This is a genomic window from Actinoplanes sp. NPDC051537 (genome assembly GCF_055586105.1).
Window position 1 is genome coordinate 517,495 of record NZ_JBVJIU010000003.1, and the last position, 25,985, is coordinate 543,479.

Annotated in this window: 26 protein-coding genes; 14 read left to right on the top strand and 12 right to left on the bottom strand. The window is 72.9% G+C overall.

Annotation, left to right across the window (positions count from 1 at the left end; translation table 11 throughout):
* Window positions 1-4: 4 nt before the first annotated feature.
* On the bottom strand, window positions 5-1,750 hold the full coding sequence (locus tag ACZ6TB_RS09265; protein ID WP_465552347.1) for a sensor histidine kinase: 1,746 nt from the start codon (window positions 1,748-1,750) through the stop codon (window positions 5-7).
* Window positions 1,747-2,451, bottom strand: coding sequence for a response regulator transcription factor (locus tag ACZ6TB_RS09270; RefSeq protein ID WP_465552350.1), 705 nt, complete (start codon window positions 2,449-2,451; stop codon window positions 1,747-1,749). Before ACZ6TB_RS09270 ends, ACZ6TB_RS09265 begins: the two co-directional genes overlap by 4 nt.
* A gap of 141 nt (window positions 2,452-2,592) precedes the next feature.
* On the opposite strand from ACZ6TB_RS09270, the gene asnB reads away from it, so the two are divergent.
* Both asnB and ACZ6TB_RS09280 read left to right on the top strand, forming a co-directional pair.
* Window positions 2,593-4,569, top strand: coding sequence for an asparagine synthase (glutamine-hydrolyzing) (gene asnB, locus ACZ6TB_RS09275; protein ID WP_465552352.1), 1,977 nt, complete (start codon window positions 2,593-2,595; stop codon window positions 4,567-4,569).
* Window positions 4,566-4,706: a hypothetical protein gene (locus tag ACZ6TB_RS09280; RefSeq protein WP_465552354.1), complete on the top strand. Its 141-nt coding sequence runs from the start codon at window positions 4,566-4,568 to the stop codon at window positions 4,704-4,706. The genes asnB and ACZ6TB_RS09280 overlap by 4 nt, the downstream gene beginning before the upstream one ends.
* Here the strand turns inward: ACZ6TB_RS09280 and ACZ6TB_RS09285 are convergent.
* Window positions 4,687-4,857, bottom strand: a complete 171-nt coding sequence (locus tag ACZ6TB_RS09285; RefSeq protein ID WP_465552356.1) for a hypothetical protein — start codon at window positions 4,855-4,857, stop codon at window positions 4,687-4,689. The genes ACZ6TB_RS09280 and ACZ6TB_RS09285 overlap by 20 nt on opposite strands.
* Before the next feature lie 148 nt (window positions 4,858-5,005).
* Window positions 5,006-5,629: a histidine phosphatase family protein gene (locus ACZ6TB_RS09290; protein ID WP_465552358.1), complete on the bottom strand. Its 624-nt coding sequence runs from the start codon at window positions 5,627-5,629 to the stop codon at window positions 5,006-5,008.
* 231 nt (window positions 5,630-5,860) lie between these two features.
* Between ACZ6TB_RS09290 and ACZ6TB_RS09295 the strand changes: the two genes are divergently transcribed.
* From ACZ6TB_RS09295 to ACZ6TB_RS09315, 5 genes are read left to right on the top strand one after another with little or no spacing between them, the layout of a single operon-like run.
* Window positions 5,861-6,340 carry a hypothetical protein gene (locus ACZ6TB_RS09295; RefSeq protein WP_465552360.1) on the top strand — a complete coding sequence of 160 codons (480 nt, stop codon included), beginning with the start codon at window positions 5,861-5,863 and terminating at the stop codon, window positions 6,338-6,340.
* Complete coding sequence (locus tag ACZ6TB_RS09300; protein WP_465552362.1) at window positions 6,337-6,663, top strand: winged helix-turn-helix domain-containing protein; 327 nt, start codon at window positions 6,337-6,339, stop codon at window positions 6,661-6,663. Before ACZ6TB_RS09295 ends, ACZ6TB_RS09300 begins: the two co-directional genes overlap by 4 nt.
* 24 nt (window positions 6,664-6,687) lie before the next feature.
* Entirely contained in the window at window positions 6,688-7,155 is a 468-nt protein-coding gene (locus ACZ6TB_RS09305; protein WP_465552364.1) for an NAD(P)-binding domain-containing protein, read from the top strand.
* A gap of 31 nt (window positions 7,156-7,186) precedes the next feature.
* Window positions 7,187-8,146 (top strand): SAM-dependent methyltransferase, encoded by a 960-nt coding sequence (locus ACZ6TB_RS09310; RefSeq protein ID WP_465552366.1) that lies wholly within the window; start codon window positions 7,187-7,189, stop codon window positions 8,144-8,146.
* Window positions 8,146-8,493 carry a hypothetical protein gene (locus ACZ6TB_RS09315; protein WP_465552368.1) on the top strand — a complete coding sequence of 116 codons (348 nt, stop codon included), beginning with the start codon at window positions 8,146-8,148 and terminating at the stop codon, window positions 8,491-8,493. The genes ACZ6TB_RS09310 and ACZ6TB_RS09315 overlap by 1 nt, the downstream gene beginning before the upstream one ends.
* Window positions 8,494-9,111: 618 nt before the next feature.
* On the opposite strand, the gene ACZ6TB_RS09320 is transcribed toward ACZ6TB_RS09315, so the two are convergent.
* Window positions 9,112-10,923 carry a diguanylate cyclase domain-containing protein gene (locus tag ACZ6TB_RS09320; protein WP_465552370.1) on the bottom strand — a complete coding sequence of 604 codons (1,812 nt, stop codon included), beginning with the start codon at window positions 10,921-10,923 and terminating at the stop codon, window positions 9,112-9,114.
* Window positions 10,924-10,998: 75 nt separating this feature from the next.
* On the opposite strand from ACZ6TB_RS09320, the gene ACZ6TB_RS09325 reads away from it, so the two are divergent.
* Window positions 10,999-11,925: an MBL fold metallo-hydrolase gene (locus ACZ6TB_RS09325; RefSeq protein ID WP_465552372.1), complete on the top strand. Its 927-nt coding sequence runs from the start codon at window positions 10,999-11,001 to the stop codon at window positions 11,923-11,925.
* Window positions 11,926-12,094: 169 nt separating this feature from the next.
* A complete protein-coding gene (locus ACZ6TB_RS09330; RefSeq protein WP_465552374.1) occupies window positions 12,095-13,417 on the top strand; it encodes an MFS transporter in 1,323 nt (440 codons plus the stop codon).
* A 9-nt stretch (window positions 13,418-13,426) separates the two neighbouring features.
* Here the strand turns inward: ACZ6TB_RS09330 and ACZ6TB_RS09335 are convergent, their stop codons facing one another.
* A complete protein-coding gene (locus tag ACZ6TB_RS09335) occupies window positions 13,427-14,194 on the bottom strand; it encodes a PIG-L deacetylase family protein (protein ID WP_465552376.1) in 768 nt (255 codons plus the stop codon).
* Between the two features lie 50 nt (window positions 14,195-14,244).
* Complete coding sequence (locus tag ACZ6TB_RS09340; protein ID WP_465552378.1) at window positions 14,245-15,051, bottom strand: PaaX family transcriptional regulator; 807 nt, start codon at window positions 15,049-15,051, stop codon at window positions 14,245-14,247.
* A 116-nt stretch (window positions 15,052-15,167) separates the two neighbouring features.
* Here ACZ6TB_RS09340 and ACZ6TB_RS09345 point away from each other — a divergent pair, with 116 nt between their 5' ends.
* From ACZ6TB_RS09345 to ACZ6TB_RS09365, 5 genes are read left to right on the top strand one after another with little or no spacing between them, the layout of a single operon-like run.
* A complete protein-coding gene (locus tag ACZ6TB_RS09345) occupies window positions 15,168-16,337 on the top strand; it encodes an ABC transporter substrate-binding protein (protein ID WP_465552380.1) in 1,170 nt (389 codons plus the stop codon).
* Window positions 16,334-17,098, top strand: a complete 765-nt coding sequence (locus ACZ6TB_RS09350; RefSeq protein WP_465552382.1) for an ABC transporter ATP-binding protein — start codon at window positions 16,334-16,336, stop codon at window positions 17,096-17,098. Before ACZ6TB_RS09345 ends, ACZ6TB_RS09350 begins: the two co-directional genes overlap by 4 nt.
* Window positions 17,095-17,751 carry an ABC transporter ATP-binding protein gene (locus ACZ6TB_RS09355; protein WP_465552384.1) on the top strand — a complete coding sequence of 219 codons (657 nt, stop codon included), beginning with the start codon at window positions 17,095-17,097 and terminating at the stop codon, window positions 17,749-17,751. The genes ACZ6TB_RS09350 and ACZ6TB_RS09355 overlap by 4 nt, the downstream gene beginning before the upstream one ends.
* Complete coding sequence (locus ACZ6TB_RS09360) at window positions 17,751-18,605, top strand: branched-chain amino acid ABC transporter permease (RefSeq protein ID WP_465552386.1); 855 nt, start codon at window positions 17,751-17,753, stop codon at window positions 18,603-18,605. Before ACZ6TB_RS09355 ends, ACZ6TB_RS09360 begins: the two co-directional genes overlap by 1 nt.
* Window positions 18,602-19,636 (top strand): branched-chain amino acid ABC transporter permease, encoded by a 1,035-nt coding sequence (locus ACZ6TB_RS09365; protein WP_465552388.1) that lies wholly within the window; start codon window positions 18,602-18,604, stop codon window positions 19,634-19,636. Before ACZ6TB_RS09360 ends, ACZ6TB_RS09365 begins: the two co-directional genes overlap by 4 nt.
* 1,143 nt (window positions 19,637-20,779) lie before the next feature.
* On the opposite strand, the gene ACZ6TB_RS09370 is transcribed toward ACZ6TB_RS09365, so the two are convergent.
* From ACZ6TB_RS09370 to ACZ6TB_RS09390, 5 genes are all read right to left on the bottom strand, one after another.
* On the bottom strand, window positions 20,780-22,021 hold the full coding sequence (locus ACZ6TB_RS09370; protein ID WP_465552390.1) for an RNA polymerase sigma factor: 1,242 nt from the start codon (window positions 22,019-22,021) through the stop codon (window positions 20,780-20,782).
* Window positions 22,018-22,341: a YciI family protein gene (locus tag ACZ6TB_RS09375; RefSeq protein WP_465552392.1), complete on the bottom strand. Its 324-nt coding sequence runs from the start codon at window positions 22,339-22,341 to the stop codon at window positions 22,018-22,020. Before ACZ6TB_RS09375 ends, ACZ6TB_RS09370 begins: the two co-directional genes overlap by 4 nt.
* A 135-nt stretch (window positions 22,342-22,476) precedes the next feature.
* Window positions 22,477-22,731, bottom strand: coding sequence for a hypothetical protein (locus tag ACZ6TB_RS09380; protein ID WP_465552394.1), 255 nt, complete (start codon window positions 22,729-22,731; stop codon window positions 22,477-22,479).
* A gap of 123 nt (window positions 22,732-22,854) precedes the next feature.
* A complete protein-coding gene (locus ACZ6TB_RS09385; protein WP_465552396.1) occupies window positions 22,855-23,853 on the bottom strand; it encodes an alpha/beta hydrolase fold domain-containing protein in 999 nt (332 codons plus the stop codon).
* Window positions 23,854-23,996: 143 nt separating this feature from the next.
* Window positions 23,997-25,805 (bottom strand): rhamnogalacturonan lyase, encoded by a 1,809-nt coding sequence (locus ACZ6TB_RS09390; protein WP_465552398.1) that lies wholly within the window; start codon window positions 25,803-25,805, stop codon window positions 23,997-23,999.
* Window positions 25,806-25,985 lie beyond the last annotated feature (180 nt).

A 25,985-nucleotide genomic window follows, 5' to 3' on the forward strand; every position in this document is an offset into this window, starting at 1 on the left:
CGTGCTACGCGACGGGCGGGCGCATCAGCGGCAGGAAGACGGTGAAGACGGTGCCCATGTGGCGCAGGCTGGCGACCTCGATCCGGCCGCCGTGGTCGGCGATGATCCGGTACGCGATGGTCAGCCCCAGGCCGGTGCCGCCGGTCGCCCGCTGCCGGGCCGGATCGGCGCGCCAGAACCGGTCGAAGACGTGCGGCAGGTCGCCGGCCGCGATGCCGACCCCGGTGTCCCGTACGGTCAGCACCGCCTCGCCGTTCTCGGCCGCCACCGTGACCAGCACCCGCCCGTCCCGGTCGGTGTAGCGGATCGCGTTGGTCAGCAGGTTGCCCAGCACCTGGCGGATGCGGTCCTGGTCGGCCTCGACCCAGACCGGGGCGGGCGTCTCGACGACGAGGTCGATGCCGGCCTCGGCGGCCACCGCGCGATGAGCGGTCGCGGTGTTCGCGGCCAGGTCGGCCAGGTCGGTCGGGGTCCGGCGGTAGGTCAGGTCGCCGGCCTCGGCCATCGCCAGCACCTGCAGGTCGTCGAGGATGCGGCGCTGGAGCATGGTCTCCTCGTGCAGGGACGCGAACAGCTCCCGGCTCGGCTCGATCACCCCCTCGGACAGGCCCTCCAGATAACCGCGGAGATTCGACAACGGCGTACGCATCTCGTGCGCCACGTCCGCGACCAGCTGCCGCTGGCGTTCCTCGCTGCGCTGCACCGCCTCGGCCATCGCGTTGAACGACGCCGCCAGCCGGTTCAGCTCCCGGCCCCCGCCGGCCGGCACCCGCACGTCCAGGTGGCCCTCGGCGACCTGCTGCGACGCGTCGGTCAGCCGGCCCACCGGGCGGCTCACCTGCCGCGCGATGAAGAACGTGCCGGCCAGCGCGACGACCAGCAGCCCGACCGCGCCGGCGATGGCCGGCTGCCCGAAGTCGCTGATCTCGACGGTGTTGCGGCTGCCCAGGTAGAGCCGCAGCGGGTCGGGCGCGCCGCCGGCCCGCACCACGTCGGTGAACGCGCCGGTGAGGCAGGTGCTGCTGGTCAGCCCGAGCCCGTCGCCGCGCGCCTCGGCGCACTTGGCGTAGTACGACCAGTAGCGGTCGAACCAGGCCTGGTCGCCGAGGACGGAGTCGGTCGCCCGGCTCGTGCACTCGGGCGAGGCGGCCAGCTGGGCCGCGGTCGCGTACGGCGCCCGGTCGCTCGGCAGCACGGGCGCGTCGCCGCGGGTCTCCTCGAGGCAGCGCACCAGGATCGTGGCCGCCCGGTACTGCGCGGCCTGCCGCAGCACGAGCGCCGGCGGGCTGCCGTCGAGCACGTCGGTCGGGTCCGGTCCGAACAGGGTCTTGGGCACCAGGTGCAGCTTCGGGAAGACCGCCGGCGGCAGCAGCGCCTCGGCGTTGACCGGCCGGATCTGCGGGGTCGGGACGGGCATGATGTCGTACGCCACGGCCTGCACCGGGCCCGACGTCCGGGTGGCCTCGGTGTCCGAGTCGGCCAGCACCGTGCCCTTCTCGGTCTGCAGCTGGATGTGCAGGTGGGTGCGGTCGGACAGGCCGGCGATCAGGCGGTTCACGCCGGGCCAGGCGCCGTGCAGAATCCCGTACCGCTGAATCTCCGCAATGATCTCGGCGCGGTGCCGGCTCTGCGCGGTGAGCGCCCGCGCCACCTCGCGCGAGGTCAGGTTGAGGGTGAGCCACGCGGTCGCCCCGATCGCCGTCGCCGCGACCAGCATGACCAGCAGGAAGATCCGCAAGCGGAAACTCACTGCTCGGCCATCCGGTAACCGCGGCCGTAGACGGTCTGCACGTAGCGGGGCTCGGCCGGGTTCTCCTCGATCTTGCGGCGCAGGTTCACCACGTGGGCGTCGACCGTGCGCTCGGAGATGTCCTGCTCGAAGCCGAACGCCTTGTCGATGATCTGGGTACGGGTGAAGACCCGTCCCGGCTCGCGCGAGAGCAGCTCGAGGATCGCGAACTCCTTGGCCGTCAGCACGACCGGGACGCCGCGCACGCGTACCTCGAACCGGTCCGGATCCACCTCGACGTCGCCCACCCGTACCAGCGAATCGGGCTCGCCCACCGCCCCCACCCGGCGCAGCAGCGCCCGGATCCGGGCGGTCAGCTCGCGCGGGCTCACCGGCTTGGCCATGTAGTCGTCGGCGCCCAGGTCGAGCCCGAGCAGCATGTCGTTCTCCGACGAGCGGGCCGTGACCATGAGGATCGCGATGTCCGACTCGGCGCGCAGGATGCGGCAGACGTCGAGGCCGTCGACCAGGGGCATCATCACGTCGAGCACGACGAGGTCGGGCTTGCGGGCGCGCGCGACGTCGAGGGCCGCCCGGCCGTCACTGACGGTGATGACCTGATGGCCTTCACGTTCCAGATACAGGCGGATGAGCTGGGCGTGTTTGGCGTCGTCGTCGGCCACGAGGATGCGTGCGGTCACGCGGCGATTGTTTCCGAGCATCGCTAGCACGACCAAGGAATGTGCGATTCCGATGAAGTTCGGATCGGATTCCCGCGGCCGTACGGATCTCGGCGTCTTCCGCACAAGTTCTTCACAGGTGGCTCCTTAACTTTCCGGCGACCTACTTTTCAGGGGGATGCCATGTGTGGGCTGACCGTGTTCGTCAGCAGCCGCCCGGTCGCCGGTGCGCCGGACCCGGCGACCAGCGCCGCCTTCGCCGCCGCGCTGGAGACGCTGCACCACCGCGGGCCGGACGACACCCGGGTGGAGTTCGTCGATGGCGCGGCGTTCGGCTTCAAGCGCCTGGCGATCGTCGACCGTGAGCACGCGGCCCAACCCATGACCTATAACGACCGCTGGACGCTGGTGTTCAACGGCGAGATCTACAACTACCGGGAGCTCCGCGAGGAGCTGGTCCGCGACCACGGCGCGACGTTCGCGACCGAGGGCGACAGCGAGGTCCTGGCGGCGGCGTTCCACTACTGGGGGCCGGGCGCGCTGCCGCGGCTGCGGGGCATGTTCGCCTTCGTCGCGTACGACCGCTGGACCGGCACCGTGCACGCCGCGCGGGACCCGTTCGGGATCAAGCCGCTCTACATCCTGGAGACCGTCGACGGGCTGTTCCTGGCCAGCGAGCGCAAGGCCCTGCTGCCGTACAGCGGCTCCTCCCGCGCCACGCTCGACCACGACGCCCTCGCGCACTACCTGACGTTCCAGTACGTGCCCGACCCGATGACCCTGCACCGCGAGGTCCGGCGGCTCCCGCCCGGGCACCGGCTGACCTGGACGCCCGGCGGCGGCCTGCGCCTCGAGCGGTACTTCCGCCCGCAGCTGCGCCCGCTGAGCATGCGGCCGGAGCACGCGCACGCCGCGATCCGGGACGCCCTGCGCGACAGCGTGCGCAAGCACATGCACGCCGACGTCCCGGTGGGCGCGTTCCTGTCCAGCGGCGTCGACTCGTCGTCGATCGTCGCGCTGGCCCGCGAGGTCAAGCCCGACCTGCACGTCTTCACCGCCGGCTTCGCGCAGGACGGCTACTCCGAGGTCGAGATCGCGCAGAACACGGCCGAGCAACTGGGCGTACGCTGCACGCCCACCGTGGTCACCGAGGACGACGTGATCCGCGAGCTGCCCCGGATCGTCCAGCTGCTCGACGACCCGCTGGCCGACCCGTCGCTCATCCCGCTGTACTTCCTGGCCCAGACGGCCTCCCGGTACGTGACCGTGGCGCTGTCGGGCGAGGGCTCGGACGAGCTGTTCGGCGGCTACACGATCTACCGCGAGCCGATGTCGCTGGCCCGCATCGACCGGCTCACCCCCGGGCTCAAGCGCGGCCTGCGCGGCGTGGCGCACGCGATGCCCGAGGGGATGCGCGGGCGCAGCTTCCTCGAGCGCGGCACCACCCCGATCGAGGAGCGCTACTACGGCAACGCGCGCATCTTCTCGCCGGCCGAGAAGGCGGAGCTGATGCGCTTCACCGCCGACCCGCACACCGCGATCACCTCGCACCTGTACGCGGAGACGGCCGATGTCGATGACGTCGCCTCGATGCAGTACGTCGACCTGCACACGTGGTTGCCCGGGGACATCTTGGTCAAATCGGACCGGATGTCGATGGCGCACTCGCTGGAGCTGCGCACGCCGTTCCTCGACCCGGTGGTCTACGCGGCGGCGGCCGGCCTGCCGACCGAGCTCAAGCTGCCGTCGCACAGCCGGGCGACCAAGCACGCGCTGCGCGAGGCGATGCGGGGCATCGTGCCCGAGTCCGTGCGGTCGAACCGCAAGCTGGGCTTCCCGACGCCGACCCGGCTCTGGCTCAAGGGCGGGATCGGCGACTGGGTGGCCGGCCTGATGGCGGGCTCGGGGGCGCGGGGTCTGCTCGACCTCGACTACGCCCAGCGCCTGCTGGCCGAGCACCGCGCCGGGGGCGCCGACAACTCGCGCAAGGTGTGGACCGTGGCGATGTTCTGCCTCTGGTACGCGATCTTCGTCGACGGCACGATCCGACCGGCGACCCACCCGCTGGCGCCGTCCCCCGAGGTCGGCGCGCTGCCGGCACGCGTTCCGCTCGTGCCCCGTCAGCCGGCGTACCCGTCCGGCGTACCGTTGCTCGGGTGAACGATGTTGAGGGCGTGCTGCTCTTCGCCGGTATTCCGCTCGCCGTGGTGGCCGTGGTGTTCGTGCTGGTCTTCCTGAAGACCGACAAGCCCAGCAAGGAGCCCATCACCAAGCCGGTCATGGACGACCGGCGGTAGCCTCCGGCCCCCACTCCCGCCGGACGATGTCGTCGAAGCGGGCGCGCACGGTCTCCTCCGGGGTCGGCGGCCAGAGGTCGAAGCTGGCCGCGCCGATCGCGGTGAGGGCTCGCCAGGCGGATCGGTTCAGGTTGCGGAGGGCACGTCTCATGCCCGCTACTACGGCGCGGGTTGCGCCGTGTTCGGCGGAGGGACGCTCGTCTCAGCGGTCGTGTCGCTTCTCACCGGCCGTGTCGCCTCTCATCGGCCGTGTCGCCTCTCATCGGGCCGTGTCGCCTCTCATCGGGTCGTGTCGCCTCTCATCGGGTCGTGTCGCTGAATCGGTGCAGGGTCCAGCGGGCCGGGGGCATCGCGGTCGGGTCGTCGGCGGTAGTCCATTCGGTGACCGAGGCCGGCGCCACCACCAGATCGAAGGCGCGGTAGAGGGGCTGCCCGCCGAGCGCGTGGAACGAGGCATCGACGGTCTCGCTGTGCCCGACCAGCACGACGGTGGAGCCCCGATGCCGATGCGCGATGTCCATGATCGAGCGCCCACTGCGGGCGACGAGCTCGGCCCAGGTCTCGTTCCCGTCCTGGAACGGCCGGAAGACACCGCCGCCCTCGACCGCGTGCCGGTCCAGGAACTCGTTCTTGGGCATGCCATCGGCGTAGGCCGGCGTGTGCCACGTGCAGAGACCACAGTCCTCGACCGTCTCGACCCCGAAGGCCGCCGCGATCGGCCGGGCCGTCTCGACCGCCCGGCGCCTCGTCGAGGAGTAGACGGCCGCGGGGTTCTCGAGTTCGTCGGCGAGACGGCCGGCCAGGCGGCGTGCCTGGTCGTGGCCGCGCTCGGTCAGGCCGCGGCAGCCTTCCGCACCCCCGACGAGGTCTTCGACGCCGTGCACCGATTCGCCGTGCCGAACAAAGATCAGACGCGTCCGCATCGAGCCATGATGCGTCAGCGGCGTGTTGTGGACAGCCCCGTTCCTGGGCGGCCCGGCTGTGGATAGCCGGCCGAAAATGTCGTAGGGCGGGCCTATGTTGTCCCCCACCCAGTAACGGGGTGGGGACTGAGTAGGGACTGAGTAGGGACTGATTGGCGACGGGGCTTGCCTGGGCTTTCCTGATGGGCCTACACTTTCCAACTAGGAAAGTACATGCCTGAGGGGGAAGTCATGAGCGACCCGCTGATTCCGCTCGTCGACGCCGAACTTGCGCTGGCCGAGGTTCGTGCGCGGCGCGAGCAGGTTGTCGACACCAACCTTGTGCCGGGCTGGTTCTGGGGCTCGATCGGCGCGCTCATGCTGCTGTTCGTGGCGTCGATCGAGAGCCGGCGCGCCGTCCTGGTCGGGGCGGGCTCCGCGGCGTACGCGATCGGGCTGTCGAGCTTGATCTTGCTCCTGGTTCGTCATGTCCGGGTGCAGGTGCGCCCGCAGCTGCTCGGGTTGCACGGCGCCCTGAGCATCGTGGTGTTCACGACCGTGCTGGTGGGCATCGGGGTCGGGCTCGGTCTGGCGCTCGACGCCGCGGGCACGCCCTGGCCCGCCACCATCGCCTGTGCGCCGGTGGCGGCCGGCATGGCGTTCGGCGGGCCGGTGCTGATGTCCTACCTGCGCCGGGTCATGCTGTCGCGCCCGCTCGGCGGTGACCGATGACCGGGCCGCGCTTCGACGAGCTCATCCACGCGCCGACCCGGCTGTCGATCGTGAGCCTGCTGGCGGCCACCGAGTGGGCCGACTTCAAGTACCTGCGCGACACCGTGGGCCTCTCCGACTCGGCGCTGTCCAAACAGCTCACCACCCTCGAAGAGGCCGGCTACGTGGAGATCCGCAAGAGCTTCATCGGCAAGCGGGCGCGCACCACCGCGCGGCTCAGCGAGGGCGGGCGGCGGGCCTTCGCCGACCACATCGCCGCGCTTCAGGAGATCGTCGCGCGCTCCGGTCTAAGCGTCGTTCCCGATCCGACCAACATCATGTAGCGTGCGCAAAAACGCGAGGTGCGCATGCGGTTCCTGATCGTCGGTTGCGGGAAAGTCGGTACCGAACTGGCGCGACGCTGGTCGGCGGCCGGGCACCACGTCACCGGCACGACGACCACGCCCGATCGTGTCGCCGAGGTCAGCGCCGTCTGCACCCGGGCGCTGGTGCTGCGCGGCGGCGACCGGGAGGCGGTGGCCCGGGCCGCGGCCGGGATGGACGCGCTGGTCCTCACCGTCGCACCCCGGCCGGTCGAGGACGGCCGTGATCCTCTGCTGGCCTGCGCTCGCGTCGCCACCTCGGTCCATCCGCGCGTCGTCTTCGCCGGCCCGCTTGACGTCCCGCTCGTCGCGGCCGAACGACTGGTCCTGGCCACCGCGCGCGGTGCGGTGGTGCGCGTCCCGCGCGACCCGCAGGAGGCGGCGGCGGCCCTCGATCTGGTCGTCAGCCGGGGCCTGGCCGGAGCGTACGGCGCCGAATTGATCTCCCGTTAGGGAGCACCACATCGCATGGCACGATGCAGCGATGAATGTCTCGGAGTCGCTGGCCGACTGGGAAGGCGGCGCCGCGGCGCTGGCGCTGCTCGAGGCCGCGCTCGAGCGGGGTTATCTGACGTTCCTGGCCGAGCCGCGCACGGTGACCGAGACCGCGGCGTTCGCCGGTCATCCCGCCGACGACGTCCTGGCGGCGTTCGAGGCGCACGGCATCGTGGTGCGCGACGGCGACAAGTTCCAGCTCGAGCCGCGCCTGGCGGCGGACCTCTCGCCCGCGGCGGTGCAGGACCTGGCGGCGAAGATCTCTCGCGCTTCGTTGTTCGCACGGCAGGTGTCCGAGGTCGTACGCACGGGAGCAGCCCCGCAGCCGGCCGGCGACAGCCTGGTGGTCGGCCGTTCGGTCGCGCTGAACCCGAGCGAGGCGGCCCGCCGCGTGGTGACCGCCATCCACGAGGCCGTGCCCGAGGTGCGCGAGGCCGTCGCCGAGGGCCGCATGCTCGACGTCGGCAGCGGCGTCGGCGGCTACGTCCTCAACGCGGCCCGCCTGATGCCCCGCATGCGAGCGACCACCCTGGAGCTGATCCCCGCCGTGGCCGCGGTCGCCGCCGACCGGGCGCGAGAGCTGGGCGTGGCCGGCCGCGTCGACATCCGGGTGATGGACGCCCGCGACTTCGACGAGCCCGGCGCGTTCGACGCCTGCTTCTGGGCGCAGCCGTTCTTCCCCACCGACACCCGGCCCGCCACGCTGGCGATGATCCGGCGCAGCCTGCGACCGGGCGGCCTCCTGGTGGTGCAGCAGCTGTACGCCGAGCCGGCCCCCGGCGAGGACCGGGCGCCGTTCACGCTGGCGCGCATGGTCGCGCACGCCCAGGGCCTGACCTACGCGCTCCCGCTGACCGCCCTGGTCGCCGAGGCCGCCGGCGCCGGTTTCGAGCTGGTCCGCGCCATGGAGATCGACCTGGGCCGCCTCGCGCTGCTCCGCCGCCCGTAGTGCCGATCGCCGAGTTCCCGTTCGCCGTGGCGGCGCCCGGCCTGGTGCTGCTGGTTTGGATCGCGCTGCGGGTGATGGGCCGTCGGATCGGGTGGCGGTTTTATCTGGGCGCGCTGGCGTTTGCGGTGTTCTGCCCGGTGGCGGGTGTGGCGGTGGGCGCGATGGAGCCGCCGTGCCCGAACCCCACCCACGACACGTGGGCCTGTGGCATTGACGTGCCGATGGTCAGTGGAGTGCTCGGCGGGCTGCTCGTGGTCGCTTGCCTGATGGGGTTGCTGGTGCTGACGGGGTTCCTCAGGGTGTTCGGCCTGGGCGGGCCTGTGGATGAGCCGCGGGAAATGTCGTAGGCGGCGCTTACGATGTGCCCCACCCAGTTGAGGGTGGGCCCGAGGTGATCCGCAGCGGCCCGAGGTGATCCGCAGCGGCCCGAGGTGATCCGCAGCGGCCCGAGGCGAGTCGCCCGGCGCCGGGCGGTTGGCCCGGCGGGCGCGGCGGCCAGAAGCGGCTAAGGGCCGGGTCGGGGCGGGCGGCCAGGCTAGGGGCGGCCAAGGCCGGGTCGGGTCGGGTGGCCAGGCTCGGGGCGGCTAAGGGCCCGGGTCGGGTCGGGTGGCCAGGCTCGACCCGGCCAGGGGACGGGCCGGGGAGTGAGACGCTGCCGGTGCCGTGGATCGCCTGCGAAATTCGGGCAGCTGGCAGGCCCTGTGGATGAGCCGCGAAAGTTGTCGTAGCCGGCGCTTACGATGTCCCCACCCAGTTGAGGGTGGGCCAACGGCGGCGCGGCAACCAGGTGCGGTGGCCACACCCGGGCCGGGCGTGTAAGCGTCCGAACTCGTCAACCGGCGATCGGCCGTACCCTCACAGCTCCACCGTCGGCCGTTGCGGGACAAACCACATCACCACGACAATCCCAAAGCCGGCCCGACCGGCCACCCGCTACGGCAAACCCTTGATCCAAGAGACAGAACCTAACGCGACCCCGCCCGCCGGGACTGCTTCGCTCGGTACATCGCCTCGTCGGCGTCGCGCAGCAGGCGGTCCGCGTCGGCGGGCGTGCCGGCCGCCACCCCCACGCTCGCGCCCACCGTGACGACCGCGCCGAAGACCGGGATCGGCTCGGCGATCGAGGCCGCGATCAGCTCCGCCAGCATCGCCGCGCGGGCCGGGTCGGCGCCGGGCAGCAGCACCGCGAACTCGTCGCCGCCCAGGCGGGCGATCGTCCCGGCCCGGCCCAACAGGGCCGTGACCCGGCGGGCCACGGTGATCAGCACCTCGTCGCCGGCGTGGTGGCCGTGGCCGTCGTTGACCTGCTTGAAGCCGTCGAGGTCGATGAGCAGCATGCTGATCGGCAGCTCGGGGGCGGCCTCGCGCACCTTCTGCTGGAGCAGGACCCGGTTGGCGAGCCCGGTCAGCACGTCGTGCGTGGCCTGGTGCCGCAGCTCGTCCTGCAGCTCGCGGGCGTCGGTGATGTCGCGGGCGTTCCAGACGACGCCCCGCACGTTCGGGTTGTCGCGCAGGTCGGTGCCGACCACGTGCAGCCAGCGGTACGTGTCGTCGTCGCGGGCCACCCGCAGCTCGGTCTCGGCCGTGCGGTCCGCGGCGAGCCCCTCGTTCAGGGCGCCGAAGATCGGCCGGTCGTCGGGGTGGATGCGCGGGCCGAGGGTGTCGGCGGCGGACAGGCCGGCCGAGACGCCCAGCACGCGGGTGGCGGACGGGCTCGCGTACTGCACGACGTTGCCGGCGCCGACCACCACGATGAGGTCGGACGCCTGCTGGACCAGGGCGCTGAACCACTCGCGGCTCGCGCTCAGCTCGGTCACCAGGCGCTCGTTGTCGCGGAACGCGGCCTGCTGGCGGACCAGCACGAGCCCGGTGCTGACCAGCACGCCGACCGCGACACCCCAGATGCGCAGGTCGGGGTCGACGGCGGCGAGGGCGGTCACCAGCAGGATCTGGGTGCCGGCCACCGCCGCGTACGGCAGACGGGAGAAACCCTGACGCGCGGCCGTCACCCGCCGCTCGAGGTCGCGGCGGGTGAGCAGCTCCTGCATGCGCAGGCTGATCGGGATGAGCAGGCAGGGGGTCAGCTGGGCCAGGAACATCACGGCCGAGCCGGAGTGGCCGGTGACCATGGCGGCGGCGGGGGCGGCGACGGCGGTGCCGGTCACGCCGAGCGCGCCGACGATGCCGGCGCTGCGGTGGAAGGGCGCCTCGGCGCTGAAGATCATCTTGATCAGGCCGAACGTCACCAGCATCATCACGCCCGCGGTGGCCGCGGCGCCGGCCCGGTCGGCGACCCGGCCGTCGTGCAGCTGGCCGGCGAGCAGGAAGTACCACAGGAACACGGCGACCGCGGTCAGCACGGTCGCGGCGTCGAGCCACATCCGCAGGCGCTGCCGCCCGGCGCCGCCGAGCGGGTGGAAGAGCATGGTGATGACCACGACCACCATGCCGGCCACCACCAGGCCGGACTGCACCACGCTCGTCTGCCCGGTCGCGCGCCCGGCGATCACCACGATCGTCTGGTACGTGTCGGCCAGCGTGCTGCAGGCCATGGCGGCGGTGACCGCACCCCAGAAACGGCGGGTGTGCCGCACGTTGCCGCGCAACCGGAACAGGCGCACGCCCAGCACCACGTTGACCACGTCGATGGCGGCCTGGAGGACCCAGGTGGTGACCTCGCCGCCCGGCCCGAACAGGAACCAGGGCACGAGGAGCAGGCTGACGGCCGTCAGCACACGCAGAACGGGATCGGCGGTCAGTCCCCGGGTTTGCCGCATCGCATCAGTACACGGGCGCCCCGTTGCCGCCCGGGTGCGCCGGGAGCAGCCTTCCGTTGCCGCTAGCCTCGGGCCATGACGTCCCTCGAGGAGATCCGGCCCGGCATCCACGCCTGGGTGCGGCCCGACGGCACCTGGTGGCTCAACAACGCCGGGGTCGTGGCCGGCGACGACGACGCGCTGATCGTCGACACCTGCGCGACGGCCGGGCGCACCGAGCGTTTCCTGACCGCCGCGCGCGAGGCGATCGGTGACGTCCCGATCAGGCTTGCCCTCAACACACACCAGCACGGCGATCACACGTACGGGAACAGCCTGCTCCCGCCCCAGACGGTGATCATCGGGCATGCGCTGATGCGGGAGGGGCTGCGCGTCGATCCGGTCATCGACGGCTGCCCGCCGTTCTGGCAGCCCGTGCCGGACTGGGGCCCGGTGACCCGCCGCCTGCCCGACGTCACGACGTCCGCGGGGCTGACGGTGCACGTCGGCGACCGCCGGGTCGAGATCATGCACCCCGGCGGTCCCGCGCACACCACCGGCGACCTGATCGCCTGGTTGCCCGGCGAGCGCGTGCTGTTCTCCGGCGACCTGGTCTTCGCCGGGCTCACCCCGCTGGTGTTCATGGGCTCGGTGCCGGGCGCGCTGGCCGCGATCGACTGGCTGGCCGCCCTCGACCCGGCCGTGGTGGTGCCCGGCCACGGCCCGGTGCTGACCGGTCCGGCCATCGGGAAGGCCTTCGACGAGCACCGCCGCTACTACCGCCTGGTGCGGGCGGCCGGCGAGGACGGCCTGGCGCGGGGCCTCCCGCCGCTCGAGGCCGCCCGGCGGGCCGATCTCGGGGAGTTCGCGGGCTGGGCCGACGCCGAGCGCGTGGTGCTCAACGTGCACCGGATCTACGCCGACCACGCCGGAACCGATGTCGATCTGGTCGCCGCGTTCACCGACGCGACCGCCTGGCTGGGCGGGCCGATGCGTACGGAGGTCAATTCGCCCCGATCTTGAGGCCAAATGTCTACGCAGCGTATCGGCTTGATCACGGTGCGAAGGACTGTCGCCAAGTTGTCCAATTCCTCTGCCGCGACCTTGCCCAAAACCCGTAGACCCTATAGACGGCCAGTACCCGGCCTTTCACCACTCGGACCCTTACCGGCGGCGATAGGAGCAGCCCGGGATGCTGGTGTCGTGGCGACCGCTCAATGGGTTGCTGGTCGCACAGACCGGCGCGCTCACCGCCAACCGGATCTTGCTGGTCGCGCTGCCCTGGCTGGTGCTGACCGCGACCGGCAGCCCGGCGCTGACCGGGCTCGTGGCGTTCTGCCAGGTCCTGCCGTTCGTCGTGGTCCAGGCGCTGACCGGCCCGATCCTCGACCGGGTCCGGCCGCGGCGGGTGAGCACGGCCGGAGATCTCACCTCGGCGGCCGCGATCGCGGTCCTCGCGCTGCCCGGTGAGCGGCCGCTGTGGCTGCTCATGGGCGTGGCCGCGCTCATCGGGGCGGCCGACGGGCCGGCCACCGCGGCCAAGGCCATGCTGCTGCCGGCGGCGACGGCCCGGGCCGGTCAGCCGCTCGAGCGCGGCGCCGGGCTCGCCACGGCCGCCGAGCGGACGGCCACCGCGGCCGGGCCGGCCCTCGCCGGGCTGCTCATCGCCGCGTACGGCGTGCCGGCCGCGCTGTGGTCGGCGGTGGCGACGCTGCTGGTGGCCGCCGTGATCTTGCCGTCGGTCGCCTCCGAGGCGGCCGATCGGACGCCGACCGGCGACGCCTACCTGACCCGGCTGCGGCGCGGCGCGGAGTTCCTGCGGGGCGACATGTCGCTGCGGGCCATCGTCGCGATGATCGTCGTCACCAACTTCGCCGACCAGGCCTTCCTGACCGTGCTGCTGCCGGTCTGGGCCCGCGGCACCGGCCACGGCGCCGCCCTGGTCGGCCTCGCGATCAGCGGCTTCGCGACCGCGTCGATCGGCACCGCGCTGCTGGCCGCCTGGATCGGCCACCGCCTGCCGCGCCGCAGCACCTACCTGATCGGCTTCGTGATCAGCGGCGTCTCCCGCATCGTGGCGCTCGCCGCCGGCCTGCCGCCCGACGTCGTCCTGATCGTCTTCGCGGTCGCCGGACTCGGCTCGGGCCTGGTCAACCCGATCATCAGCACGCTCACCTACGAACGCATCCCACCCGAGCTGCTCGGCCGGGTGCAGACGCTGATCACGGCCTGGGCCTGGTCCGGCATCCCGTTCGGCGGGCTGGCCGGCGCCGCCATCCTGGCCGGCGCCGGCCTCACCGCGTCGCTGTGGTTCTGCAGCGCCGGCTACCTCGTGGCCGTGCTGCGCCCCGGCTGGCGCGTCGAGTGGAACCCGCCCGCGCCGCCGTCACCGGTCGCCGCCGGCGATCCGCAGAAGCGCGACGTGCGGCGCGTCCGGGAGGTGCGGCGCGAGGTGCGCGGGCGCTACGGACGGCACGAACGCGCCCTCTCGGAGCGCCCGGGCCCGTCCCGGTGAGCGGGCCGATCAGAACAGGCCGAGCCGGAAGACCTCGAAGCTCGCCGCGTACTTGGTGCCGAGGCGGGCGCCGGTCTGGCGGGAGAAGCCCTCGAGGAACTCCTCCGGGTCGAAGTCGCCCGAGCCCAGGCCGCGCAGGTACGCCGCGTGGGCCTCGAGCGAGCGGACGCCCAGGTCGAACGTGTCGGTCGTGTCGGCCGCGTGCTTCGAGCGCGGCGAGCCGGCCGCCCACACCTCGCGGACGCCGCCCCACTTCTCGATGCCGTCCTGCTCGATCTGCTCGCGGAATACCCAGCGGTTGGCGGCGTCGCGGACGGCGTCGAGCACGGCCTTGCCGGTGACGATGTGGTCGGACATGTTGAGGGCGTTGCCTTCGTCGTCCCAGCTGTCGTGGAAGTTGCCGGTGATGACGACGTCGGGCCGGTGCGTGCGGATCACCCGGCTCAGCTCGCGGCGCAGCGGGACGCCGTACTCGAGGACGCCGTCGGGCAGGCCCAGGAACTCGACCTCGGAGACGCCGACGACCGCCGCCGACGCGCGCTGCTCCTGCTCGCGGAGCGGGCCGGCCTCGGCCGGGTCGAGGCCGTCGATTCCGGCCTCGCCGCTGGTGAGCAGCACGTAGACGATCTCCTTGCCCTGGCCGGTCCAGCGGGCGATCGCCGCGGCGGCGCCGAACTCGAGGTCGTCGGGGTGGGCCACGATGGCGAGGCCGCGCTGCCAGCTCTCGTCGAGGGGCTGCAGCGGGTTGGGCACGGTGGGAGCGTCACCAGCAGTCATGCGGTCCATCTTGCTCGACGTGTCCAGGGCGGGGTAGCCGCTTCCGGGGCCTACTCGGTGGCCGGGACCGTTTCGAGCAGGCCGGCGGCGATCTCCGCGGCCGGTGCCGACAGCGCCGCGTTCAGGCGGTAGAACAGCTCCTGCGCGGCGCCGGCGGGCCAGTCCGCGGGCAGGTGCGCCGCCGGCAGCCGGGGATCGCGCCGGATGATCTGCAGCCAGTCGGTCACCAGGACCAGCTTGGCGGCGAGCGGATCGGCCGGCGGCAGCGCGAACGCCTGCCAGCGGGCCCGGAAATCGGTGTAGCGGGCGGCGAGCGCCGGCAGGTCGTACGCCCCGGCGATCATCTCGGTGACGTCGGTGGACGGGTCGGCGGTCGCCCGGAAGACCCGGATGTGCGCGCCCAGCCCGAGATCGGCCAGCACCGGGCCGACGTCCGGCGCGCCGGGCGCGATCCACAGGCCGCCCTGCACCGGCCCGAAACCGGCCCACGCGAGCTGGGCGCGCAGGTCGTGCCGCTCCCGCTGACGCTCGCCCGGCAGCGAGAACGCGAGCAGGGTCCAGGCGCCGTCCCAGCCGGTGTTGACGGCGCCGGTCTCCCACAGCCGCACCGCGCCGTCGCGCAGGATGCGGGTCGAGCGCTCGGTCAGCCCGAAGTACATGCGCCGCCCGTGGCGCTGACGCCGCAGCAGCCCGCGCCCGGTCATCCGGCTCAGCGTCGAGCGGGTGGCCTCCTCGGAGAGGCCGGCCCGCCCGAGCACCTCGATGACGCTGCCGGAGTAGACGCAGACGCCGCGGCCGAGCACGTGGTCGCCGAGGAACGTCAGCATGATCGCCGAGCCGGGTGGTGATGGTGCCACGACGGCACAGTACCGGCGATGTTGGCGGCATGTGCGGCGAAGTCGTGCAGTTTATTGACCAGCGTCAAATTCGCGCCTAACTTGGGGCACCCGTTCCTGAGTACACGGAGGTACTCATGCGACGTCCCCTGGCCGTACTGGCCGCCTGCCTGATGGTCCTGCCCGCCGCGTGCGGCGGATCCGGCGGCGACCGTGACGAGACCCTGAAGATCGGCCTGATCGTCTCCCTGACCGGCAACTACGCACCGCTCGGCACCGAGGACAAGAAGGCCGTCGAGCTCGCCGTCCAGCAGATCAACGCCGCCGGCGGCCTGCTCAACCGCAAGATCGAGCTGATCACGCGGGACGACAAGAGCCAGCCCGAGCAGTCCGTGCTCTCCTTCAACGACCTCAAGGGCGCCGGCGTCACCGCCGTGATCGGCTCCCCGTTCTCCAACTCGGCGCTCGCCACGATTCCCCAGGTCGACCGCGAGAAGATCCCGTACGTCTCACTCACGCCCGCCGACGAGCAGGTCAACCCCATTCATCCGTACGTCTTCGTGGTCCCCGCGACGTCGGCCACCTATGCCGACCGGATCCTCCAGTACTACCAGGACCAGGGCTTCACGAAGGTCGCCGTGGCCCACGACGGCCGCAGCTCCTACGCCAACGCCGGCACCGCCGGGATGCGGGCCAAGGCCGGCCGCTACGGCGTCACGCTGGTCGCCGACGAGGAGTTCCAGACCACCACCACCGAGTTCGGCGCCGTGCTCAACCACGTCAAGGCTTCCGGCGCCCAGGCGCTGACCGTGTGGGCGACCGGCCCACCCGGCGTCGCCCTCGCCAAGCAGTACGCGAGCGCCGGCCTCGGTGTGCCGCTGATGTTCACCGGCTCCCAGGCCAGCTCGCTGTGGCTCAAGCCGACCGGGCCGGCGGCCGAGGGCGTCTTCGTGGCCAGCTCGATCGCGGTGGTCGGCGCCGGGCTGCCGGCCGGCCCGCAGAAGACCGCCATCGACGAGCTCGCCACGCCCTTCACCCAGCAGTACGGCTACCCGCCGCCGCAGTTCGCGGCCGACGGCTACACCGGAATGAAGCTGCTGGCCGAGGCCGTGCGGAAGGCCGGCAGCGACGACCGGGCGAAGATCCGGCAGGCGTTCGAGGGGGTCACGCTCACCACCCCGAACGGCACGTACCGGTACTCGGCGACCGACCACGCGGGACTGACCGCCGACTACATCTCGATCAACGTGGTGAAGGGCGGCACGTTCGAGGCGACCGACTGGGCCAAGGGAAAGCTGCCCACGTGAGCGCCCTGCTCGACGTGCGCGGGGCGACCCGGCGGTTCGGCGGCGTGCACGCGGTGCGCGACGTCGACCTGACGGTGGCCGCGGGCGAGACGCACGCCGTCATCGGCCCGAACGGCGCCGGCAAGTCCACCCTGTTCAAGCTGATCGGCGGGCAGCTGGTCGCGGGCGCCGGGACGATCGCCTACGCGGGGGAGCGGATCGACCGGCTGCCCCCGCACCGGCGGGCGCGGCGCGGCATCGCCATCGCGTTCCAGGACGCGCCGGTCTTCCGCGGGATGACCGTCGCCGAGAACGCGATGGTCGGCGCGCACGCGGTCACCCGGGCCGGGCCGCTCACGGCCGTGCTGCGGCTGCCCCGGCACCGCCGCGAGGAGCGGGAGATCCGCGACCTCGCGCGCGAGGCGCTGGACCGGGTCGGGCTCGCGGACCTCGCCGCCCGGCCGGCCGGCGCGCTGCCGCTCGGGCAGCAGCGGGCGCTTCAGGTGGCCCGGGCGCTGTGCGGGCGGCCGCGGCTGCTGTTGCTGGACGAGCCGGCGTCGGGGCTGCGCGGGCCGGAACGGTCGGCGCTGGCCGGCCTGATCGAGCGGCTGCGCGGCGAAGGGCTGTCCATCCTGCTGGTCGAGCACGACGTCGCGTTCGTCGCCCGCCTCGCCGACCGGGTGACCGTCCTCGACCTGGGCCGGGTCATCGCCTCCGGCCCGTTCGCCGAGGTGCGTGCCGATCCGGCGGTCGTCGCGGCCTACCTGGGCGGCCCGGCATGATCGAGGTACGGGATCTGACCGTCCGCTACGGCGCCGCCACCGCCCTCGACGGCGTCGGCCTGACCGTCGGCGCCGGCGAGATGGTCGCGCTGATCGGGCCGAACGGCGCCGGCAAGTCCACTCTGGTCGACGCCATCGCGGGCCTGCGCAAGCCCGCGGCGGGCCACGTCTCGGTGCGGGGGCGGCTCGCGGTGGTCCCCGAGGGGCGGCGGTTGTTCGCGCCGCTGACCGTCGACGACAACCTGCGGCTCGGCGCGTGGCGGCGCCGGGACCGGGACACCGCCCCGATCTACGCGCTGCTGCCGTCGCTCACGCCGCTGCGCCGGCGCCCGGCCGGGCGGCTCTCCGGCGGCGAGCAGCAGATGGTCGCGCTCGGCCGGGCGCTGATGGCCCGGCCCGACGTGCTGGTCATCGACGAGATGTCGCTGGGCCTCGCGCCGAAGGTGGTGGCGACGCTGGCCGGGCATCTGCGCGAGCGCAACGCCGCCGACGGGCTCGCGGTGCTGCTGATCGAGCAGAACGCGCGGCTCGCGCTCGACCTGTGCGCCCGGGCCTACGTGCTCGAGGCGGGCCGGGTGGTGGCCGCGGGACCGTCCGCCGAGCTGGCCGGCAGCGCCGCGGTGGCCGCCGCCTACCTGGGCCTGGAGGCGTGATGGGGGAGCTGGCGCAGTACCTGGTCACCGGGGTGGGCATCGGGTGCGCGTACGCGCTGACCGGCAGTGGCCTGGTCGTGATCTATCGCGTGACCCGAGTCGTCAACTTCGCCCAGGGCAGTTTCGCCGTGCTCGCCGCGCTGACCGTCACCACGCTGCTCGCGGCCGGCCTCCCGCACGGCCTCGCCGAGGGGCTGGCCGTCCTGCTCGGCGCCGGGGCCGGGCTGCTCACCGGCGTCGTCGCGACCGGCAAGCCGGGGACGACACCGCAGTCGGCGCTGATCGTCACGCTCGGGCTCGGCGTCCTCGCGTACGCCATCGAGATCCTGATCTGGGGTGATCAGCCACGCGGCTTCGGCGGCGTGCCCGGCTCGGTGACCATCCTCGGCGGCCGGGTCCAGGCGCACTACCTGCTCATCACCGGGGTGACCGCGGTGGTGCTCGGCGGCACGGCGCTGCTGTTCGCCCGCACCGATCTGGGCCGCGCGCTCACCGCGACCGCCGCCGACCCGTACGCCGCCCGCCTGGCCGGTATCGGTGTCGTGCGGATGGGCCTGCTCGCGTTCGCGGTCGGCGGCGCCCTCGGCGGCCTGGCCGGCGTGCTGATCACGCCGGTGCAGCAGGTCTCCTTCGACGGCGACGTGGCGCTGGTGGTGAGCGGCTTCGCGGCGGCGATCCTCGGCAACCTCACCCGGCCCGGGCTCACGCTCGCCGGCGGGCTGCTGCTCGGCGTGGCGCAGGCCCTGGTCGCCGGCTACCTCAGCACGTCGTACCCGACCGAGGTGGCCCTGATCCTGATGCTGGCCGTGCTCATCGTCCGGGCCGGCCGCCGCGAGGTCGTGGAGGCGGCATGAACCTCACCGTCCTCATCCTGCTCGGCCTCGCGGCGATGGCCGTCGTCGGCCTGTCGCTGCTGATGGGCCTGGCCGGCCAGGTCTCCCTCGGGCAGGCCGCGTTCTACGCGATCGGGGCCTACACCGCGGGCCTGCTCGCCCTGCACGGGGTGCCGACGCTCGCCGGGCTGGCCCTCGCGCCGGTCGCGGCGGCGCTGGCCGCGGTGGTGGTGGGCATCCCGATCCTGCGGCTGCGCGGGCACCAGCTCGCGTTCGCGACGCTCGCGCTCCAGCTGATCCTGCTGTCCGTGCTCGGCGACGGGGACTGGGCCGGCGGCGCGATCGGCCTGCAGGGCGTGCCCTACCTGTCGATCGTCGGATTCGAGCTCGGCCGGGACGTCGACTACCTCGTCCTGGTGGCGGCCGGCGTCCTGCTGGTCTCGCTGGTCGCCCGCAACCTCGTGCGCTCCCGGGTCGGGCGGGGGCTGCGGGCGCTCGCCGGCGCGGAGACGGCGGCCGAGGCCAGCGGGGTGCCCGTCGGCGCGTACCGGCTGCTGGTCTTCGCCGTCTCGGCCGCCTTCGCCGGCCTCGCCGGCGGCATCTACGCGTTCTATCTCGGCTATCTCGCGCCGGGCTCGTTCCCGGTGCTGCTCTCCATCGAGTACGTGGTGATGGCCGTGGCCGGCGGGCTCGGCAGCATCGGCGGCGCCCTGGCCGGCGCCGCGCTCATCACCCTCGTCGTCCAGCTGCTCACCACGCTCGGCACCCGGCCCGGGATGCCCGGCTACGCGCCGGCCGTCCTCTCGTACGCCGTCTACGCGCTGCTGCTGATCGCGGTCGTGCTGTTCGTGCCGGACGGGATCGTCCCCACCCTGCGCAGGAGGTTGTCATGCACCGTCGCGCGGCGGCTCTGGCCGCTGTCCCGCTCGTCCTCACCCTCGGCATCGGAGCGCCGGCCCGCGCCGACGCCGCCGTCACCCACTACACCGGAACCCTCGCCGACGGCGCCACCTGGATCGCCGACGTCCCCGGCGACTGGCACGGCACCCTGATCCTCTACAGCCACGGCTTCGGCGCCCTCACCGCCGCCGACGCCCCGTCCGAGGCGACCCGGCAGGCCCTGCTCGACCGCGGGTACGCGCTGGCCGGCTCCTCCTACGACCCGAACGGGTCGCTGTGGGCCCTCGCGAGCGCGACCCGGGACCAGTTCGCCACGCTCGCCGCCGTCACCCGGGTCGCGGGGCGGCCGCGTACCGCGATCGCGCTCGGCACCTCGATGGGCGGCCTGGTCAGCACCCAGGAGGCCGAGCGGGCCGGGCGGCGGCTGGACGCGGCCGTCTCCACGTGCGGGCTGCTCGGCGGCGGGATCGACCTGAACAACTACCAGCTGGACGGGGAGTTCGCGCTCTCCGAGCTGCTCGGGGCGCCGGCGCGGCTGGTCGGCTACGCGAGCCCGGCCGACGGCGCGGCGGCGGCCGGCCGGCTGTCGGCGGCGGCCACGGCGGCACGCGCCTCCGCCGCCGGGCGGGCCCGGGTCGCGCTCAGCACCGCCCTGCTGAACATGCCCACCTGGTCGGCGGGGCAGGCGACGCCGCCGTCCGACGCGGCCGGGATCGCCCAGGCGCAGTACGACTGGCTGGTCGCCACGCTGCCGTTCATCATGCCGTCCCGCTACTACATCGAGCTCAGCGCCGGCGGGAACGCCTCCTGGAACGCCGGCGTGGACTACGCGGCGCTGCTGGCCCGATCGCCGTACCGCTCCACCGTGGTCTCGCTGTACCGCGACGCCGGCCTGTCGCTGGGCGCCGACCTGGCCTCGCTGACCCGGCACGCCTCGGTCCGCGCGGACCGGGCGGCGCTGGCCACGCTACGGCGCACGTCGACGCTGACCGGCCGGCTCGACGTGCCGACGCTGACCCTGCACACGCTCTACGACCAGCTGGCGCCCGTGGAGTTCGAGAACCGCTACGCCGAGCAGGCGCGCGGGCCGTTGCTGCGGCAGGCCTTCGTGGCCCGGCGCGGGCACTGCGCGTTCACGACCTCGGAGCTGGTCGCCGCCGTCCGGGCGGCCGAGCACCGGGCCGTCACCGGACGCTGGGACGCGGCCGCCACCACGCGCGGCCTCCAGGACGCCGCGCTGCGCCTCGGTCTCGGCGACGCACCGGCCTTTGTGGACTTCCGGCCGGGGCCGCTGGTCAGCCATCGGTAGCGGGCGCCAGCTGGTCGCGGCGGCGGGTCAGGTGGGCGGACTCGGCGGCGTTGCCGGCCAGCTCGATCGCCCGGTCGTACGCGTCCCGCGCCTCGCGGCTGCGGCCCAGCCGGCGCAGCAGGTCGGCGCGGGTCGCGTGGAAGGGGTGGTACCCATCCAGCCGGTCGCCCAGCCGGTCGACGGTGGCCAGCGCGACCTCCGGCCCGTCGAGCTCGGCCACGGCGATCGCCCGGTTCAGGGCGACGACCGGCGACCGGTCGAGGCGGACGAGCTGGTCGTAGAGGGCGACGACCTGTGACCAGTCGGTGTCGCGGACGTCGCGGGCGGAGGTGTGCACGGCGTTGATCGCGGCGAGGATCTGATAGCGGCCGGGCGCCGCCCCGGCGGCCAGGCGCTCGCGCACCAGCCGGTGTCCCTCGGCGATCAGCGCCGCGTCCCAGGCCCCGCGGTCCTGCTGGTCGAGGGTGACCAGCTCGCCGGTCGCCGAGACCCGGGCGGTGCGGCGGGCCTCGGTGAGCAGCATCAGCGCCAGCAGGCCGGCCACCTCGCCGTCGGCCGGCAGCAGGGTGCGGATCAGGCGGGTGAGCCGGATCGCCTCGCCGGTCAGCTCGTGCCGGATCGGCTCGGCGCCGGCGCCGGACGACAGGTAGCCCTCGTTGAAGACCAGGAACAGCACGGCCAGCACGCCCCCGACGCGCGCCGGGAGATCCTCCTCGGCGGGCACCCGGTACGGGATCCGCGCCGCCTTGATCTTGCCCTTGGCTCGCGTGATGCGCTGCTCCATCGCCGTCTCCCGGACCAGGAAGGCGCTGGCGATCTCGGCGACGGTCAGGCCGCCGACCATGCGCAGCGTCAGCGCCACCCGGGTCTCCATGGCGAGCGCCGGGTGACAGCAGGTGAAGATCAGCCGGAGCCGCTCGTCCTCGATGGCGCCGAGGGGCTCGGGCGGGTCGTCGTCGTGCACCATCCGAGCCTCCTTGTGCTTCTCGTCGCGCTTGCTCTCGCGCCGGATCCGGTCGATGGCCTTGCGGTTGGCGGTGGTGGTCAGCCAGGCGCCGGGGTTGGGCGGCACGCCGTCGGCCGGCCACCGCTCGACGGCCGTCGCGAACGCCTCGGCCGCCGCCTCCTCGGCGACGTCGAGGTCGCCGAACCGCCGGGCCAGGGCGGCGACCACCCGGGCCCACTCCTGCCGGTGGGCCCGGGTGATCGCCTGCTCGACGTCGCTCACAGGAACGGCCGCACCTCGACCTTGCGGTTGCACGCCTTGGACCCGTCGGCGGCGAGCTTGAGCGCCACGTCGAGGTCGGGCGCCTCGAAGATCCAGAAGCCGACGATGAACTCCTTGGACTCCAGATACGGCCCGTCGGTCACGATCGCCGCGTCGTCCCGGTTGTCGAGGACGGTGGCCGTGCTCGGCCCGGAGAGCCCGCCGGCGAAGACCCAGTGGCCCTCGGCCTGCATCCGGTCGTTGAACACGTCGATGGCGGCCATCTCCTCGTCGGTGGCGAGGGTCGACTCGTCGTTGATCACCGAAACCAGGTACTGCATCTGAGATCATCTCCCGCTTCTCGGGACGCCCTCCTGGGCGGCCTCTCACCCCTGCTACGAACGCCGCGACGCCGATCCGACACCGCCGGCGGAGATTCTTTCAGCCGGCCGGCGACAGAGGGCGTTCGAGGCCGCTCACCACGCGACCGGTCGAGAGGATCGGCACCACCCACGCGGCCCATTCCGGCAGCGGCCCGGGGCCGCCGCCACGGTGACCTCCTGCCGCGCGTCGGCCAGGGCGCTCCACTGCCGGGCCGGGGTCACGTCGCCGGCCGGCCGGGTGCGCGGGGCGGCGGCGAAATCGGTCCAGGTGCGGCCGGGGTGCGCGGCCGCGGTGCGGTGCAGGTGCACGAAGAGGCGGATCGCGACAGTGCGGGGCAGCGCGATCACCGATGGCGATCTACCCTCGTCGTGTCCACGGGGGAGGACTTGATGGAGTTTGTGCTGGCCGGGCTCGCCGCGGCCATGGCCGCCGCGACCGCGTTGCGGGACGGGCCCGTTCCCGGCGCCCGGTCAGAGGTGGAGCGCCGACCGGAGGAAGCGGTCGATGGTCTCGAGCGTGGGCCGGCCGGTCTCGGGGGCGGCCTCCTGGCCGGCGGCCGTGCGGCGGACGGTGGCCACGGCGTGTGACGCGGAGACGATGCTCTTGTCGTGGCCCGCGCCGGGGACCGTGTAGAGGGTGGCCCGGCCGCCGGCCGCGGACAGGGCGTCGAAGAGCAGCTCGCTCTGGTGCGCCGGAACCAGGCCGTCCCGCTCGCCGTGCGCGATCAGGAAGGGCGGGGCGTGCTTCGACACGTACGTGATGGGATTGGCCTTCTGCACGGTCGTGGGGCAGTCGAGGATCGGGCAGCCGAGCAGCGACGACTCGGGGGAGCGCGGGTCGGCGTGGCAGGTCGTGAGGCCGAAGTCGCGGTTGAACGCGTCGCAGGCGCCCGGGAGCATGTGCGAGTCCATCTGGGCGAAATCGGTCGGGCCGTAGAGGTCGACGACGGCCTGCACGTCGCTCGGGTAGCCGCCGATGCCGACCCGGCCCTCGAGCGCGGCGGGGGCGAGGCCGGCCATGGCGGCGGTCCAGCCGCCCGACGAGTCGCCGAGCACCGCCACCCGGCGCGGGTCGATGCCGAAGTCGCGGGCGTGCCGGCGCAGCCAGCGGATGGCGGCCTTGACGTCGTGGACCTGGGCGGGGAAGCGGGCCTGGTGGCTCGAGCGGGTGGAGACGCCGGCGACCACGAAGCCGGCCGCGGTGAAGAAGGGGGCGAGACTCTGCGCGTACGCCTTGCCGTCGTCGCCGAACCAGCCGGAACCGCCCATCACGATCAGAAGCGGTCGCCGCGTCTTGGCCCGGCGGCCCGGCAGGTAGAGGTCTAGGAGATGCCCGCGACCGACCTTGACCGCGTACGAAATATCCGTAAATATCCGCATTTCGCGGCCCTCGGAGGCGGGCGCGGGCGTGGCGGCGATGAGCAGGGCGACGGCGGCGATCAGACCGGGAAGAACGCGACGACGAGCCATGGCTCCTCCTTCGGCCGATCGTCCCCCGCTATGACCCTTCCTGGCCAGAGTGATCTTTCAAGTCAAGCGTGGCGACGCGGGCGCGCCCGGTCCCGCTCCCCCGGGCCCGGGCGCGCGTCTGCGGCGTGCCGTCAGTCACCCCCTCAGTTGCTCAGCGCGAATGAGGGGTGCGGCGGCTGGTTGTAGGCCGTGTTCTGCCAGGCCACGGCCTCGCGGTACATCCGGTCCTGCATCAGCGAGGTGTGCGAGATGCTGGTGCTGTCGGTGGTGCTGTAGATGCGCAGCGCCTTGTTGTCGGTGGTGGGCCAGATGACCTCCTCGCGCCAGTCGCCGAGGATGTCGGCCTGCAGCGACGGCGTCGACTTGGTGCCGTTGTTCGAGTGCACGCCGCTGGCGGTCAGCAGGCGGGTGTCGCCGCCGGTGCCGTACTTGTCGATGTGCGTGGCGTCGAGCAGCTCGCGCTGGGCGTCGCCGTCCCACCAGATCACGAAGTTCGTGCTGGACGGCTTGCGCCCGATGTTCTGGCCGGTGCTGCTGTAGAGCCCGGAGACGGCCGACGACCAGGACTCGGCGCCCGGGCTGCCGGCGTAGATGTCGTCCGAGACGCCGCGGCCGTTGTCGCAGCCGCAGGACGGGTTCGACCAGATGATCTGGCCGGTGCGCGCGTCGGCCATCCACGCGGCGAGGCTGCCGGTGTTCTCGTCGACCTTGAACTCCTCGAGCCCGGCCCGCGACGGGATCAGGTTGCCGACGTGCATGGCGTCGCCGTGGCCCTGCCCGTTGACCCAGAGGCCCGACCCGTTGTCGTCGACCGCCATCGCTCCGTAGATGATCTCGTCGCGCCCGTCACCGTCGACGTCGGCGATGGACAGCTGGTGGTTGCCCTGGCCGGTCCACTTCGAGCCGTTCGTGGAGGAGTTGCTGTCGAAACTCCACTTCCGGGTCAGGGTGCCGTTTCGGAAATCCCAGGCGGCGATGGTCGTACGCGTGTAGTAGCCCCTTGCCGTGATCAAGCTCGGATAGGACCCGTTGATGTACGCGGTGCCGGCCAGGAAGCGGTCGACCCGGTTGCCGTACGAGTCGCCCCAGCTGCTCACCGTGCCCCGCGCGACGACGTAGTCGACCGTCGACATCGCCTTGCCGGTCTGGCCGTTGAACATGGTCAGGTACTCGGGACCGGAGAGCACGTAGCCGGACGAGTTGCGGTAGTCGGCGGACGAGCTCCCGATCACCGCGCCCGTACCGTCCTTCGACCCGTCGGCCGTCTTCATGGCCACCTCGGCCTTGCCGTCGCCGTCATAGTCGTACACCTGGAATTGGGTGTAATGCGCGCCGGCCCGGATGTTCCGCCCGAGATCGATCCGCCAGAGGCGGGTGCCGTTGAGCTTGTACGCGTCGACGAAGACGTTGCCGGTGTAGCCGGACTGGGAGTTGTCCTTGCTGTTCGACGGGTCCCACTTGAGGACGATCTCGTAGGAGCCGTCGCCGTCGAGGTCGCCGACCGAGGCGTCGTTGGCGGAGTAGGTGTACGAGACGCCGTCCGGGGTGGTGCCGCCGGCCGGGACCTGGATGGGGACGTCCATCGAGCTGGCGGCCAGCGTGGCGGTCGGCGCTCCGGCGGCGAGCGTCGAGGCGCCGGCCGGCCGGACGGTGTAGGCCGCCTTCCCGGAGGCGCCGGCGTCGGTGAAGTTGGTCGTCCTGGTCGTCGCGATCTTCGCGCCGTCCCGGTAGACGTCGTACGCGCCGCCGGCCGGGTCGGACGTGAGCAACCGCCAGGAGAGGAAGTTCCCGCCGGTGGTCCGCATGCTGATCAGGCCGCGGTCGAGATTTTCGGTGGTGCTCGTGGTGTCCGCCGCCGCGGGTGCGGGCGCTTCGGCGGCCTGGGCAATGGCGGCGGTGGAGCCGACCACGGCCAGCGCCGACGCGGCGGCGAGGAGGCTGAGACGTTTCATTTCGGCGTTCCCCTACTCGGTGGGTGATAGGCAAGCGCTTTCCCAGGGAAGCTAGTACTGACATCGAGAAATGTCTATGTCCGTTTTTTCTGAGGCGGAAGATCTGATAGGCCTTGGGGGAGTGAGGGAGTGGGCGCGAGCGGGCTGGGCGTGATCGTGTGGCGGTGTGATGGGGCTGGG